Consider the following 15,020-nt stretch of genomic DNA (forward strand, 5'->3'; position numbering starts at 1 on the left):
GGTGCGCGGCGGGCTGCCTGTGCGGCTGCTACCGCTCCGAGCGGCGTGAGCCCTTCAGGGCCTCCGCGCGCTCCTTGCCGGACATGGCCGTCACGTCGACGATGTCCACCTCGAAGGCGCCCCGGTTGTCGTCCACCTTCATGTCGGGGAAGGTGCAGTGCAGGTTCTCCGTGCCCGTCAACTGGTAGCGCTTGCCGGTCTGGAGGATGCGGTGGGTGGCGCGCACGGATTCGGGCGCCGGGCCGCGCTCCATGCACAGCACCTGGCGGATGCGGCCATTGGGGCCGGAGCGCAGCTCCGCGAAGTCGTCTCGCACGGTGAGCAGGTAGGTGGAGTCCGGGTTGAGGCCGCGCAGCACCATCTGGTGCTCGGCCTTCAGCGGCACCGCGTTTTCCTTCGCGTCGAAGGTGAACGAGCGCGGCGGCACGTAGGCGGACTGGCGGACGTTGATGCGGATGGCGCCGCTGTTGTCGTCCAGTCCGCCGTCATCCAGCGCGAAGACGTGGAGCTTCCGGGCGCCCTTGATGGTGCGCGTTGACGTGCCGAGCAGGCCGAAGCTGCTGTCCACCGGCCCGTCGCCTTCGATGAGGTAGGCCAGCGTGCCGGAGGCGGTGCCCCGGCCCTCGGCCAGGGACGCGCTGCCCTGCGTCCACACCGAGTACGTCGTGCCGGGGTTCAGCTCGATGCTGGCGGTGTTGTATTCGGGCAGGGGGACGGCGTTGTACTGGGGGCGCAGCACCAGCACGCGGGTGGGGTAGTCCACCGCGTGCATCGTCCGCTGCGGCGTGTCCTCCTCCACGGGCCCGTCCTGTGCGACCGCCACCTCCGTGCTGGCGCCCGCGTCCTGCTGCGCGCTGGGGCCCCCGTCCTCCGGCGTGGCGGCGCCTTCCGCCACCACCGCGGCGCCCGCGTTCCCTGGCGCCGCCACGGCCACTTCGACGGGCGGCGGGGGCGCGACGATGGGCTTCAGCTCCGCCGTCAGCGGCTCCACCAGGTTCGACGTGGGCGTGAAGCGCTTCGTCCAGGGCAGGTGGCCGGGCAGCGAGAGGGCCAGCGTGTTGGCCTCGCCAATCTTGACCTCCACCATCAGCGGCGTGACGCCCTTGAGCTCCTGGTCGTTGAGCCGCACGGTGGCGCCCGCGGGCTTGGAGGCGAGCCACAGCGTGGTGGTGGATGCGTACACGTCGTCGAACGTGGACTCGCCCGCGATGACGAGCTTGTAGAACACACCGACGAGGAACAGCGCGGCGGTGGCGTAGACGATGGACATCGTCACGACGCGCGCCTTCTCCTTCCCCTTCGCCACTCGCGCGGCTTCTTCGCGCGCCAGCGTGTCCCGGGCGTCGTCCACGGAGGTGCGGTAGCCCTTGCCAGTCCAGGTGCCCACCGGATGCGCCTCGGTGGTGGGCTCCTGGCTCTTGGCGGCGGGCACTTCGATGGGCGTGTCGCGCGGCACAGCCTGGGTGGGAGCGGGCGCATCACCCGCGTCGGTGCTGGGCTCTTCGTCCAGCGCCGGCACGGGGGGCCCGGGGCGCTCGGAGGTGTATGTCCTGCGGACGCCACCCTCGGTGCGGGGGAGCTGGGACTGGGTCACCCGCCGCACGCCGCTGCTCGTGGGACGGCGCGCTCCTGGGGTGCTCGCAGAGGGGCGACGGCCTCCTTCGCTGCCGGGCCGTCCGCTGTCGCTGCCAGGGCGGCCTCCGTCACTGCCCGGGCGGCTGCGCACGCCGGGGCTGGAGCCCCGCGAGGCGTTGCTGGACGGGGGCCGCGCGCGTCCCTGGGACGCCGCTTCGGTGACGCCCGTCTGCCAGGCGGTGAGCTGCTCCTGGAAGGCGGGGGACACCTCCACCCGGCGCCCCTCGGCGGCCAGCTCCTCCGGGAAGAGGTGCGCCATGAGCTGCGACAGCAGGGTGGGGGTGAAGCGCGGGTTGTCGCGGTAGAGCAGCTCCACCAGCGATTCGCTCAAGTCCTTCGCCGTCTGGTAGCGCGCCTCACGGTCCAGCGCCATGGCGTGGGAGATGACCGTCTCCACGTCCTCGCTGACGGTGGGGTTGAGCGCGGACGGCGGCAGGCGGTCGCCCACGAGGATGCGGGGCAGGACGGTGACGAACTCCCCTTCATAGGGACGCTTGCCGCACACCATCTCGTAGAGGACGACGCCCGCGGCGTACACGTCGGTGCGCGCGTCCAGGTCCTGCCGGCCCTGTGCCTGCTCCGGGGAGAAGTACGGGTACTTGCCCTTGAGGGTGCCGGGAGACGTCTTCGCCTCCACCGCGCTCGTCACCTTGGCGATGCCGAAGTCGATGACCTTGACCTCGCCCTCATAGGAGATGAGGACGTTGTCCGGGGACACGTCGCGGTGCACCAGGCCCAGCGCCTGCCCGTCCTCGCCCACGTGTCGGTGCGCGTAGTCCAGGCCGTCGCACAGCTTGCTGGCCACATGGAGCGCCAGCGGCTCCGGGAAGGACGCCATGCCCATCCGCTGGGCGCGGCGCAGCACCTTGGACAAGGGCTGGCCCTGCACCAGCTCCATGGCGATGAAGTACTGCCCGTCCACCTCACCGAAGTCGAAAATCTGCGCGATGTTGCTGTGGCTCATGCTGGCCACCACGCGCGCCTCGCCGACGAACATCTCGACGAAGTCCGCATCGTCGACGAAGTGCGGGAGGATCTGCTTGATGACGCAGGGCTTGGTGACGCCCGCCGCCCCCGTCATCCGCGCGCGGTAGGTGACGGCCATCCCCCCCGCGGCGATCTTCGAGAGGAGGACGTATTTGCCGAAGTGCTGAGGGCTGTTTTCCGCCACGGGGTAGGAGCATACCTTCCTTCCTGGGAAAGTCCCGGTTCCGGATTGCGCTCTGTGCGAAGTTTTTCAGGGTTAGCAAGGTGTGAGGCTTCACATTTCTTCACGCGGGGCGCCTGCCGTGGGCCGCCCCGGCGCGGTTATCTAGCGGACCTGCCTGCGCTTGCCGGCAGGCGGGGGCGGCCGGCCCCTCGCTGAGAAAGAGGCGTCGCCGATGGTGTCCGAGCTCTCCCTTCGCTCGCGGTGGGGCGCCGTGTGTCTGAGTGGAGTGCTGCTGTTCTCGACGCCGGGCCTGGCCAGCGCTGGGGACGGGAGCCCGGAAGTCCCCGTGGATGCGCCCCTCCAGGCGCACGGGGGGCTTTCCCAGCAGTCGTTGGCGCAGGTGCCCCCGCCGCCCCCGGAGCGCCGCGATTTCAAGCCGCTCGCGGTGGCGGTGGCGGTGGTGCCGGGGTTGCTCTTCCATGGGCTGGGGCCCCTGGTGGCGGGGGACCGTCACACGGCGAAGCGGCTCTTCGCGTTGGAGGGCGCGGGCCTGGGGCTCATTGCGCTGGGCGGGGTGCCCATTGCCCTCACGGGCGCCTCGCGGCGCACCATTGCTCCGCTGTACGCGGTGACGCTGGCGGGCTTCAGCGTGCTGGGCATCTCCGCGCTGGCCAACCTGTATGCGGTGACGGCGCCGGCGTTCGACGCGGGCGTCGCGCCGCCCCTGCTTCCTCCGCTGGAGTTGGAGGTGGGCTACCAGTATGTGAATGACGCTGCGTTCGACTACCGCCACTTCCTCACGGTGGGGGCGCAGGCCCGCTTCGACTCGCTGCGCCTGCTGGGCGCGGTGCGAGTGGACCCGTCCGAGGGCAACACCCAGGTGCGCCTGGGCGGGGCGTGGCGCCTGTTGGGCGCGCCGGAGCGCGCGCTGTCGGGCACGGATGGCAGCGCGCTGGACGTGGAGGCTTTTGGCCAGTTCCACCGCTACCCCACCGAGGGCTTCGCGCTCATCAGCGGAGAGGTGGCGCTGCGGGGCCGGCTGGCCATGTCGCGCATCAGCCCGGCCATGGCGGGCTCCTTCGCGGAGGTCAGCGTGGGCACGTCGGCGGAGGCCTATACGTACCCCGGCGCGGTGAGCGACGGGAGCCTGCACGAGCAACTGCTCTTCACCTTCGGCTACGGCGTGTGGCTGGGCCGGGGTGGGCCGTTCCGGGGCGAGGCGATGCTCTATTACGACCACCGCAAGGACTCGTTCGCGGGCGGCATCCGCTCGCGCGGCGGCGGAATCGTGGGCGCCTTTGGCCTGAGGGGCCGGGCGCTGCTGACGGATGACTGGGGTGTCGCCGCCGAGGTGCAGGGGGGCGGCGCGCTCGTGGGCCGGCTGTCGTTGATTCGAGCCCTGGGAGGTGAGCGGTGATGCGTGTGGGAGTGATGGCGGCACTGGTGGTCGCGGGGTGCGGCATGCGGCCCGCGGAGAACCGCGCGATTGCGGATTCCAAGGTGGGCCAGGCGCAGCAGGGCGGGGTGACGCTGTCGGTGGCGGACGGGCTGGCGACGGTGCGCGAATTGGCGCCGGGCACGCTGGTGCTGTGGGGCAACGCGCCGGCCTTCATCGCCCGCATCGACGTGGGCGCCCAGGCGCCGGCCGACTGGCTGGTGACGGTGCGCAACGCGATGCCGGACGCGGTGCTGGTGGCCGAGGAGGAAGGGGGCGCGCCGCTGGCGCAGGAGGCGCTGCCGCAGGCGCTGCCCACCGTGAAGGTGTGGCGCGTGGCGCTGCGCGCGGGGACGACGGCGCGGCTGTCCGTGGCGCCGCCGGATTCCGAATCGCGAGAGCCCTTCCGCTTCCTCGCGCTGGCGGACGTGCAGGAGGCCCTGCCGCGCGTCGGCGATATCTACGCGCGCATGCGGCGGGACGACGCGGCGCGCTTCATCCTCTTCGCGGGCGACCTCACGGAGTCAGGCACGCGCGATGAGCTGACGGAGTTCCAGGAGCGGCTGGAGGCGGGCTCGCGCATTCCGCTGTACGCCACCCTGGGCAACCACGAGACGTTCACCCGCGACGCGGCCGAGTACCACGCGCTGGTGGGGCGCGGCAGCCAGAGCTTCGTCTTCAAGGGCGTGCGCTTCTCGGTGGTGGACTCCAGCAACGGCACGCTGGACCCCGGCGTGGAGGAGCAATTGGAAGGGTGGCTGGCGGCCTCGCGGGACGGTACGCACGTGGTGGCCATGCACGTGCCGCCGCAGGACCCGGTGGGCCTGCGCGGCGGCGGCTTCGCCAACCGGGGCGAGGCCGCGGGCCTGGTGGGGAAGATGGCGCGCGCGGGCGTGGACCTCACGCTCTACGGGCACATCCACTCCTATTATTCGTTCGCCAACGCCGGCATCCCCGCCTTCATCTCCGGCGGCGGCGGCGCCATTCCGGAGACATTCGACGGGGTGGGCCGGCACTACCTGTCCGTGGATGTGAGCGCGGACGACGGCTTGCAGCAGGCGGCGCTGGTGCGCGTGGATTGATCCGCAGGGGTGCTGTTTTAGCCTACCCTCTTGATCTGACACTGAACATCTGGGCAGATAGGGGCCACCTTCCCGCAAGGAGCCAGGAGGCCCGCGCATGTTCGACTCGAACGAGAACGACCCCATTTCCCCGGCGCTGCGTGCGCTGCTCGAGCTGTTCACCACGGAGCTGGCGGAGGTCCGCTTCCCGGACATGAACGGCGAGGTCCTGGACGCCGCGGCCGAACAGGTGCGGGCGCAGGCGGAGGCCGTGGCGCGCGCGCAGGCGGCGCTGGAGTCCGCGCGGCAGGCGCTGCACGAAAGCCAGGAGGCGTTGCTCCAGAAGGGCCAGCGGGCGCTGGCGTACGCGCGTGTCTTCTCCGAGGAGAACGTGGAGCTGAGCGCGCGGCTGGACGGCATCCATCTGCCGCGCGCGGCGCGCAAGGGCGCCCGGGCTGACGGCGGGGCGGTGGACTCCGCGAGCGCGGCGCAGGGCAACGATGAGAACGCGCCCCGCCGCCGGGGCCGTCCTCCCAAGGCCCGCGCCGCCGCGGGTGCGTCCCTGTTCGCGGATGGCTCCTCGCCGGAGGCGCTCGCCGCCGCGGCGCACCACACCGGCAACGGCATGTTGTCCGAGGCCTGAGCGGGCCGCGGATAAACGAAGCCGCCCGGTGTGTCGCGGCCACCGGACGGCCTCGCGAGGACTGGCGCATCAGTTGGGCAGGAACACCGCCCGGACGCAGCCGTCCTGCTTCTTCTTGAAGAGCTCGTACCCCTTCGGCGCGTCCTCCAGGGAGAAGCGGTGGGTGGCGAGGAAGGACGGGTCCAGCTCGCCCTTCACCACGTGCTCCAGCAGGCGCGGCAGGTACTTCTGTCCGTGCTGCTGGGCGGAGCGGACCGTGAGGCCCTTGTTCATGATGGCGCCCAGGGGGAACGCGTCCATGAAGCCGTAGACGCCCACCACGGACAGGATGCCGCCCTTGCGGCACGCGAGGATGGCCTGCCGCAGCGCCTGCCCCCGGTCCGTTTGGAGCCGCATCGCCTGTTTCGCGCGGTCATACGCGGCGCCTACGCCCGTGCCGTGGGCCTCCATGCCCACCGCGTCGATGCAGGCGTCGGGGCCTCGGCCGCCGGTGAGCTCCTTCAGCACGTCGAGGACGCTGTCCACCTCTTCGTAGCTGATGGTCTCCGCGCCCACCTTCTCCCGCGCCAGCTTCAGTCTTTCGGGGAAGCGGTCGATGCCAATCACCCGCTCGGCGCCGAGGAGGAACGCGGCCTTCTGCGCCATCAGCCCCACGCCGCCGCAGCCCCACACGGCCACCGTCTGGCCGGGTTGGATGTCGCAGAAGTCCGCGCCCATGTAGCCGGTGGGCACGGCGTCGGAGAGGAACAGCGCCTGTTCATCCGTCACGCCTTCGGGCACCCGGAAGCAGTCGTTGTCCGCGTGAGGGACGCGGACGAACTGCGCATGCGCGCCCGCGTAGCCGCCGAAGGCGTGCGTGTAGCCGTAGATGCCCGCGGTCTGGTAGCCGAACAGGGGCTCCTGCAATTCGCCCTTGGGATTGGTGTTGTCGCAGAGGGACCAGAGGTCGTGCTGGCAGTACCAGCAACTGCCGCAGCCGATGAAGGATGGGACGACGACGCGGTCACCCACCTGGACCTTCTTCACCGCGGGGCCCTTCTCCACGACGGTGCCCATGAACTCGTGGCCGATGACGTCTCCCTTGCGCATCGTCGGGATGTAGCCGTCGATGAAGTGGAGGTCGGAGCCGCAGGTGGTGGACATCCTCACCTGGAGGATGACGTCGTGGGGGTTGACGATGCGAGGGTCCCCCACCGTCTCCACGCCCAGGTCGTTGATGCCGTTCCAGCAGAGTGCGCGCATGGGCAGGTTCCTCAGTAGGAGTAGCCGCCCTTGCGAGCGGCGGGGTTGGGCCGGGTGGTGGGAATCTCGCCCGTCTCGACGAGGCTCTTGAATCGCTTGAGGGCCTTGAGCGCGAGCGCGGCGGGCACGGCGCCGAGCATCTGCACGGCCTTCTCGCCCACGACGCCGCCCGGCGGGTCGAAGACGAAGCGCAGCGTCACCGCCGTGCCCCAGTCCCGCGGCGCGGGGCGGAAGCGCACCCAGCCTTCGTTGGGCAGGGCCGTGTCCCCCACGGAGTGCCAGCGCAGCAGTTCACCGGGGTGCTCCTCCACCACCTCCGCGTCCCATTCGAGGCCCGCGCCGAGCACGCCCGGCACCTTCCAGTGCTGCAGGCTATCGCCGGAGGACGTGACGTCGGCGAAGTGTCCCATCACCTGGTTGAGCGTCTCCGCGTCGCACCAGCGGCGATACAGCGCCTCCGGCGTGCCTTGGATGGTGATGGAGCGCTGGAGCACCGTCAGTTCGACGGTGGCGTCCAGGCCACGTTGCCGGCGGAGCTTCCGGACGACGACGCCGTGCTTGTGGACGTGGGGTTCCTGCTCGGTCCGGGTGCCGCGGAAGAGCAGGCCGCCGCCGGCCAGGGCCATGGCCACGCCGCCCAGCTTGCCTCGCCGGAGGCCCAGCGTGAGCAGGGCGCCGCCCGCGAGCGCGGAGACGAGCTGTGGAAGGCGCTCCTCCGAGGTGCGCTGGAGGCCGCGGCCAGTCCGTCCCCATCGCTGGCCTCCGAGGCGTCCGCCACGTAGAGACACGGCGGGAAAGCGGGCTCCTGGCTGCTGAATCGTGTCGCGCATGGCGGTGGCTCCTCCTGGGCAGGCAGGAGTCGAGCCCGCCACCGGAAACGTTGGGGGAGGCACCGGGGATGACAACCCCGTGGGCGCGTGCCGCGCGGGGTGGGGGGCCCAGGGCCGCCAGCAGGCTCCGGGCCCTGCAAAGGCCACGGCCCGGCCGGGTGCCGTCGCCGGAGCCCCCCTCCGCGCGCTGCACTCGACCGGGCCATGGGACCGGGCTCCCCACCCGCGTTCGGTGGAGGGGCCCGGCTCAGCTCTACGGGGGGACCTCAGTCCTGCGGGAAGGCCGTCCAGCCGGCCAGCCAGTTGGTGGTGCCCACCGCGCCGACGAAGCGCGCGGAGGTGTCGAAGCCCGCCGGCGGCGTGGCGGCGGCGTCCGGGTTGAGCGCGGGCGAGCCGGCCACCGGCATGAAGTTCGGCGCCGTCAGGCTGGTCGCGTCGGTGAGCTGCGGATCCACCACGCGGTTGTTCAGCGCGGAGGCGAGCACGCGCTCGGGCTCGTTGAAGTTGGACACGTCCGGGTTGGTGATGTTGCCGCCAGCGTCCACGGTCGGGTTCGGCGCCGCGGGGATGGAGACGTTGTCGCCGCGGTTGTTCCAGAAGAAGGTGTTGCGCAGGTACAGCTCCGGCGTGGCCGCGTTCCACAGGGCCGCGGAGGCCGTGCCGCTCACGTCCACCGCCAGGTCGGCGAAGTGGGCCACGATGACGTTGTTCAACTTCCCGCCCGCGCCGGTGTTGAACACCATGCCCGACTGCGCGGGGCTGGTGCCCGCCGGACGGCCGGAGCCGATGAAGGTCGCGTTCCAGATTTCCGGCGCGGACCGCGGCGTGGCCGCGTTGTCGTTCTTGTTGCCGGAGGCCTCGATGCCGAAGTTGCCCACCACCGCGTTCTGCTGCGCGATGAAGAACTGAATCTTCCCGTTGTAGCCCAGGTCGTAGTCCAGCGAGTCATCGTCCGTCTGGGTGACGACGGCGTGCTTCAGGTTGGCCGAGCCGCCGAAGAACTCCACGCCATCATCCGCGCCCATGTGGACCTGGATGTAGTCCAGGTCGGTGTCCGAGCCGCAGCCGGCCACGGTGAGGCCGTTGAGCTCGTTGTCCTCGGACAGCTCGAAGCCGGCGAACTCGATGCGCGCGTAGTTGAGCTTGCCGCAGTCGTGCGCGTCGTCCGGGTTGGCGCCGCCACCGTACTGGGTCAGCGGGTTGTTGCCGGAGGCGAAGAAGCCCTCCACCGTGTTCTCGCCGCCCGCCACGTTGATGCGGCCCTTGCCGAGCAGCACCACGCCGCCCCAGTTGCCGGGCTCGCGGCTGCCCACGGGCCGCGAGCTGGTGAAGACGATGGGGGCCTGCGCCGTGCCCACCGCGTGAATCTTCGCGTTGCGGGTGATGATGAGCGCGCTGCCCTGGTCGCCCAGGATGCGGGTCCCCGGCTCGATGGTGAGCGTGCCGCTCTCCACGAAGATGTAGTTCTTCAGCGTGTACGTGACGCCCGCCTTCCAGGTGGTGTCCTGGGTGATGTTGGCGGACACGTTCTCGGTGGTGTCCGTCGGCGGCGGGTTGGGGTTGTTGGGCGTGTTGTCGTCGTCGCCGCAGGCAGACGTCAGGGAGAGGGCGGAGAGCGTCAGGAGGGAGGCAAAGAGGCGCTTCATGGGTGTGCTTCCTTCTGCGGGTTAGAGGGACCAGCCCAGCGACGCGCTGAAGGCGACGCCGGGTTTGTACGTCTGCACGTCCACCGACTCCTGACGGAGGGTGACGCTCGAGTTGAGGAGGTTGGCCGCGGTGAGCTTGAGCTGCGCCGAGCCGAGCTGCTGGGTCAGCGAGATGTCCACGCGGTGGAAGGGCACTTCGTAGATGTCCGGCAGGCCCTGGACGCCCACTTCGCTGATGCGGCGGCCGTACACGTTGTAGAGGACGGTCAGCTCGGTGCCGCTTTCGGGGCGCGAGTAGCCGACGTTGAGGTTGATGACGTACGGGGACTGGCCCTGGAGGGGACGGTTCCGGTTCGTCTGCGCGCCCACCACGTTGGGGTCACCCAGGTCCACGTCGGACTGGATGAGCGTGAGGTTGGCGCCCACGCGCACGGCCTTCAGCGTCTCCGTGAGACGGGCCAGCGACGCGCGCGCCTCCAGCTCCAGGCCGTAGGTGTTGGCACCCGCGGCGTTCTCGAAGCTGAGGTCCCCCGACTCGGGGTTGCGGATGACGCGCTCGATGGGGTCCTGGAAGCGCTTGTAGAAGGCGCTGGCGGCCAGGACTTCGTTCTCACCCGCGAACCACTCGACGCGCGCGTCGATGTTGTGGATGCGCGTCTGGAGCAGGTCCGGGTTGCCGGACACGTTCCGGCGGCGCACGAAGTCGAAGTAGATGAACGGCGCCAGCTCGCGGAAGGTGGGCCGCGCCAGCGTGTAGCTGTAGCCGGCGCGCACATTCACGGTGGGCGTCAGCGCGTAGATGGCGTTGAAGGCCGGCAGCAGGTTCATGTATTCGGCGCGGTTCTCCGTGCCGGAGGCGCCGGTGAACGGGTCCTTCAGCGTGAGCTGCTGGGTGGAGGACTCCACGCGCAGGCCGCCCACCAGGCGGAGGGCGTCCGTCGGCTGGACGTCCGCGGACGCATAGCCGGCGAAGATGCCCAGGTACGCGTCATAGGCATCGTCCGGCCGGGTGTTCTCGCGCACGCGGATGCCGGTGCCCAGGTTCTCCGGGGCGAAGAGCTGCTCGGGGGGGAGCGTGCGGTCCACCGGCGTGGTGCCCAGCAGGTAGCGGAAGCGGCGCGCACCGAAGTCACGGAAGGACACCTGGGTGAGCCCGCCCACCTTCAGCCGGACGGCGGAGAGGGGAACGGTGACGTTGACGCTGCCACCCGTGGACGTCTCGCCCAGCTCGGCGAAGAAGCGCTCGCCGCTGTTGGGCTGGTTGGGGAAGGTGGGCGTGCCCGACGGCGCGGAGAGGTTGTCGCTGTAGAGGGTGTCGCGGGTGTCGGGCTCGTCGCGGTCCACGCGGGACAGGTTGGCCTGCCAATCCAGCTCCGCGTCCCCCAGCAGCCCCAGGCGGTGGAAGCCTCGGAGCTGGTTGAAGAAGAGCTGCCGGCTGACGAACTGCAGGCGCGTGCTCTCGTAGCTCTCACCGCGGACGATGTTGCTGCCGCGCGCGGTGAACGTGCGGGTGTCGGTGCCGCGGGTGTAGAGGCCGAACCAGGTCAGCTCGTTGTCGCGGTCCAACTGGAAGCCGACGCTGCCCAGGCCGCTGAGGCTGGCCGTCTCGAAGCCCTGCGTGCTGCGGGCCGCGTCGCGGGCGTTGAGCGCGCCCGTCTCGTCGCGGTCGACACGGGCGAAGGTGCCCTCCTGCACGCCGTCGCGGTGACCGTAGTTGGCGCTGGCCAGGTAGCCCAGCCGGCTGTTGCCGAAGCGCAGGGTGTCGCCCATGGACACGCCCAGGCCCATGTTGGGCAGCGCGGTGGTGCGGCGCGCCTGCCAGATGTTGGGGAAGCTGCGGTACTGCTGCTCCAGCACGTCGCTGGACTCACCCGACATCCCCAGGCCGCTGTCGCGCGGAATCGCGTTGGGGAGCTGGCGGCTCCCGCTGGGGAAGCCCAGGTTCTCACCGAAGCCGCCCTGGGCCTGGCTGTTGCGCTCGCGGAACGTCGTCTCGGAGTCGCCGGCCAGGCTGATGCGCGGCTTGAGCTCGAACTCGCTCGGGTAGGAGTTGGTTTCGATGAGCAGCGTGCCGCCGGCGAAGGTGCCGGGGAGGTCCGGTGTGTAGCTCTTCACCACGTTGAGGTTGGCGAGCAGGCTGGTGGGGAAGATGTCCAGCGGGACGCTGGGCTCGTCCGGCTCGGTGCTGGGCAGCAGCGCGCCGTTGAGCAGCGTGGTGCTGTAGCGGCCACCCAGGCCGCGCAGCAGCACGTAGCGGCCGTCCACCACCGTGGCGCTCACCACGCGCTTCACCGCGTCGGAGGCGCTGGAGTCCGGCGTGCGCGCGATTTCCTGCGCGCTGATGGCGTCCGACACGGCGGCGGCCTTCTTGCGCTCCTGGAGCAGCGCGCCCTCGGCCCGGCGGTCCGCGCGGGCCTCGACGACGACTTCCTGCACCGCGCCTTCGTCCGCGCCGAGCGCGACGTCCAGCTTCGTTGCCTTGCCCTTCGTCACCACGACGCCGGTGATGCGGCGGCCCTGGTACACGTCATAGAAGACGCGCAGGTCGTACTTCCCGGGCGGCAGCGCGACCCGGTAGAAGCCATCCAGGTCGGTGAGCACCTGCTTCTGGGCGCCCGTCACGACCTTCACGGTGGCCTCGATGAGGCCCTCTCCGTTGGCTTCGTCCGTCACGCGGCCGTAGATGCCGGTGAAGCCCGGGGGCGGAACGGCGGACTCGGCCAGCATCGCCTCGTCGTCGCTCATGCCCTCCATGGACTCATCGGCCGGCGCCGCGGGCTGCTGCGCGGTGGGGGCGGCTTCGGTGCCCGGCTGCTGCGCGGTCGGCGCAGGCTCCGTGCCCGGCTGCTGCGTGGAAGGATCATCCGCGGTGGGTGGAGCGGCAATTCCAGACGGCTGCGTCGCGGAGTCAGTCGGCTGCGACGGTTGGGTTTCCTCGGATGGGGGAAGAGGTTGCGTGACGGGGTCGACCGCGGGAGCGGGAGCCGAGCCCGGAACGCCGGGCGCCTGTGCGAACACGGGCGTAGCTGTCATGACAAGCGCAGCCAGAATGGCGCGCAAGGGGGCAGTGCGAGACAACACGACACTCCTTGCCGAGGTGCGCGTAGACAACGCGACACGCATGGCATCTGGATGAAGGGGCTGTGACGATTCAGGCGGCGGACCGCAAACTTGGTGTCACGGTCCGCCGCGGCACTGCATCAATCCGCGAGCTTGTCCGGCAGCACGCCGACCGTGATGTCCCCGCCTCGCGCGAGGTCCAGCACGTCCATGGCGGCGCCGTACGGCACATCATCACTGGCGTCGAAGAACACAATCTTGTCCGGGCGCGCGTTGAGCATGCGCTGGAGCCGGGCCACGACCTGGTCGCGGGGCACTTCTTCCCGGTTGATGCGCAGCACGCCGGACTTGTCCACCGTGAGGACCACCGGTGGCTTTGCATCGGGAGGAGGCGGAGGGGCCTCCTGGTCATCACCCTTGGCGGGCACCGTCATCCACATCTGCTTCGTCATCAGCGGAGTGACGACCATGAAGATGATGAGGAGGACGAGCACGACGTCCACCAGGGGCGTCACGTTCATCGCCGGGCGGATGCTGCCCTTTCCGCCTCCGAGGTCGAATGCCATGGCGTGCGCTCCTAGTTCTTCTGCTTGTCAACGACCTGCAGGTTGATGCCGGGGAAGCCCAGCTCCTGCATCGCCTTGAAGAGGCCGCGCACCTCGGAGTAGCGCACGCCCCGGTCGGCCTTGAGCACCACGGGCGAGTCCGGGTCCTTCGCGCGCACGGCCTTCAGCTCGGCCATGAGCGCGTCGCGCTTGAGCTCCTTGCGGTCCAGGAAGAAGGCCCCGGTCGCGGACAGGCTCACCGTGGTGGGGGTCAGCTCCTTGTTCTCCTTGTCCGGGTTCGTCGCCGTGGGCAGCTCCACCGCGGCGCCGGACTCAATCTGGGGCGTGACGACCATGAAGATGATGAGGAGGACGAGCACGACGTCCACCAGGGGCGTCACGTTCATCTCCGGCGTCAGGCTCCTACGCGGGGTGGACATCGCGGGACTCCTTGCGAGCAGCCAGCTCCGGGCCCGTGGCCACCGCGGCGCCGTTGGTGGCCACGGGCTTTTGCGGCCCCAGGTCCTCCAGGTAGTCCATGAACTCGCTCCGCGCCGCGTCCAGGGAGAGCTGGAGCGAATCCGCGCGGGTGGAGAGGAAGTTGAACATCAGCACCGCGGGGATGGCGACGAGCAGACCCAGCGCCGTGACGACGAGCGCCTCGGCGATACCGGCGGACACCGCGCCCAGGCCGCCGGAGCCCTCCTTGGCGATGCCGGAGAAGGCCTCGATGATGCCCACCACCGTGCCGAGCAGACCGACGAAGGGCGCCACCGAGCCGACGGTGGCGAGCACGGACATGCCGCGGCGCACGTCGGCGCTGACGCGCTCGTTGATGCGGACCAGCTCACGGCGCGTGAGCTCCACCGGGCCCAGCTTGCCGGCCGGCACGCGGGACTTCGCGAGGAAGTGCTTCATGCCACCGCCCAGCAGCATGGCCAGGTGGCTGCCCTTGGTGGCCTCCGCCTCCTTCACCAGCGCCTCGTGCTGGTGCTGGGTGAGGAGCGGACCGGCGCGGGACGCGAATTGCTTGGAGATGGCGCGCGAGCGGAAGAAGACGAAGAGGCGTTCGAAGAACACCGCGAGGGACGCGACGGCGAAGAGGATGAGGGTCCACGCGATGCCCAGCGCGAACACACCCATGTGGTTGTAGATGTCCCTGAGATTGAAATTCATGACGGGTTGCTCCTGGGGGGCAGGTGCGGGTGAGGCCTTTTCGGCTTACGACTTGAGACGGAACGGAACCTTGAAGATGCGGAACACCGCGGTGGGCTGACCGCCGACGACCGCGGGCCTGAAGCGCCACGTCTTCGCGGCGGCCATGGCCGCGCTGGCGAAGGGCTCGTCGCCGCGCATCACCTTCAGTTGGCTGACGCGGCCATCCACGCCCACCACGCCCTTGAGGATGACCATGCCTTCCAGGCCCTTGGAGCGGGCCTCGGAGGGGTATTCCGGCGTGAGGTTGGAGGACAGGGGCTCCGGCGGTGTGCCGGACTCCGGGAGATTGATGGGCGCGACGCGACCGCCACCTCCGGCGAGCGTGTCACCGCCGGGGACGCCGCCCACCACACCGCCGGGAACGAGCGCGCCGGTGCCACCCACGGCGATGGGCGCGGCGGCCACCGTCTCCGTCGCGGCCTCGGGCGGCTTCTCCAGCGGCACTTCCTTGGGAACGACGATGGGCGCGGGCGCCACGGTGGGCGCGGCCGGCGGCGGCGCCTTCGCGGCGGCGGGCGGCGCGGGCTTGGGCGCCAGCTTCGGCTTGGGCGGAGG

The 15,020-nt window shown here is 70.5% G+C and carries 12 protein-coding genes; 3 read left to right on the forward strand and 9 right to left on the reverse strand.

Annotation, left to right across the window (positions count from 1 at the left end; genetic code table 11):
- Positions 1-28: 28 nt before the first annotated feature.
- Positions 29-2,806 carry a serine/threonine-protein kinase gene (locus FMP39_RS02775; RefSeq protein ID WP_141588468.1) on the reverse strand — a complete coding sequence of 926 codons (2,778 nt, stop codon included), beginning with the start codon at positions 2,804-2,806 and terminating at the stop codon, positions 29-31.
- A 160-nt stretch (positions 2,807-2,966) separates the two neighbouring features.
- Here FMP39_RS02775 and FMP39_RS02780 point away from each other — a divergent pair, with 160 nt between their 5' ends.
- The 3 genes from FMP39_RS02780 to FMP39_RS02790 all read left to right on the forward strand — a co-directional run bounded on the left by FMP39_RS02780 (position 2,967) and on the right by FMP39_RS02790 (position 5,924).
- The gene (locus FMP39_RS02780; RefSeq protein ID WP_141588469.1) at positions 2,967-4,202 is read left to right on the forward strand and encodes a hypothetical protein; all 1,236 of its coding nucleotides are present in this window, start codon (positions 2,967-2,969) and stop codon (positions 4,200-4,202) included.
- Positions 4,199-5,302: a metallophosphoesterase gene (locus tag FMP39_RS02785; RefSeq protein ID WP_141588470.1), complete on the forward strand. Its 1,104-nt coding sequence runs from the start codon at positions 4,199-4,201 to the stop codon at positions 5,300-5,302. The genes FMP39_RS02780 and FMP39_RS02785 overlap by 4 nt, the downstream gene beginning before the upstream one ends.
- A 97-nt stretch (positions 5,303-5,399) precedes the next feature.
- Positions 5,400-5,924, forward strand: coding sequence for a hypothetical protein (locus FMP39_RS02790; RefSeq protein ID WP_090490915.1), 525 nt, complete (start codon positions 5,400-5,402; stop codon positions 5,922-5,924).
- A gap of 69 nt (positions 5,925-5,993) precedes the next feature.
- On the opposite strand, the gene FMP39_RS02795 is transcribed toward FMP39_RS02790, so the two are convergent.
- From FMP39_RS02795 to FMP39_RS02830, 8 genes are all read right to left on the reverse strand, one after another.
- A complete protein-coding gene (locus FMP39_RS02795) occupies positions 5,994-7,166 on the reverse strand; it encodes a zinc-dependent alcohol dehydrogenase (protein WP_141588471.1) in 1,173 nt (390 codons plus the stop codon).
- 11 nt (positions 7,167-7,177) lie between these two features.
- A complete protein-coding gene (locus tag FMP39_RS02800; RefSeq protein ID WP_141588472.1) occupies positions 7,178-7,996 on the reverse strand; it encodes an SRPBCC family protein in 819 nt (272 codons plus the stop codon).
- A 266-nt stretch (positions 7,997-8,262) separates the two neighbouring features.
- Positions 8,263-9,642, reverse strand: coding sequence for a hypothetical protein (locus FMP39_RS02805; RefSeq protein WP_141588473.1), 1,380 nt, complete (start codon positions 9,640-9,642; stop codon positions 8,263-8,265).
- A 21-nt stretch (positions 9,643-9,663) separates the two neighbouring features.
- Positions 9,664-12,765, reverse strand: a complete 3,102-nt coding sequence (locus FMP39_RS02810) for a TonB-dependent receptor (protein ID WP_141588474.1) — start codon at positions 12,763-12,765, stop codon at positions 9,664-9,666.
- 77 nt (positions 12,766-12,842) lie between these two features.
- Positions 12,843-13,268: a biopolymer transporter ExbD gene (locus FMP39_RS02815; protein ID WP_011550418.1), complete on the reverse strand. Its 426-nt coding sequence runs from the start codon at positions 13,266-13,268 to the stop codon at positions 12,843-12,845.
- Positions 13,269-13,279: 11 nt separating this feature from the next.
- Complete coding sequence (locus FMP39_RS02820) at positions 13,280-13,687, reverse strand: biopolymer transporter ExbD (RefSeq protein ID WP_011550419.1); 408 nt, start codon at positions 13,685-13,687, stop codon at positions 13,280-13,282.
- Positions 13,671-14,423 (reverse strand): MotA/TolQ/ExbB proton channel family protein, encoded by a 753-nt coding sequence (locus FMP39_RS02825; RefSeq protein ID WP_141588475.1) that lies wholly within the window; start codon positions 14,421-14,423, stop codon positions 13,671-13,673. The genes FMP39_RS02820 and FMP39_RS02825 overlap by 17 nt, the downstream gene beginning before the upstream one ends.
- A gap of 45 nt (positions 14,424-14,468) precedes the next feature.
- Positions 14,469-15,020 (reverse strand): energy transducer TonB (locus FMP39_RS02830; RefSeq protein WP_141588476.1); only part of this gene is annotated, 552 nt, incomplete at its 5' end.

Source organism: Myxococcus sp. AB056, assembly GCF_006547365.1.
Classification (GTDB): domain Bacteria; phylum Myxococcota; class Myxococcia; order Myxococcales; family Myxococcaceae; genus Myxococcus; species Myxococcus virescens.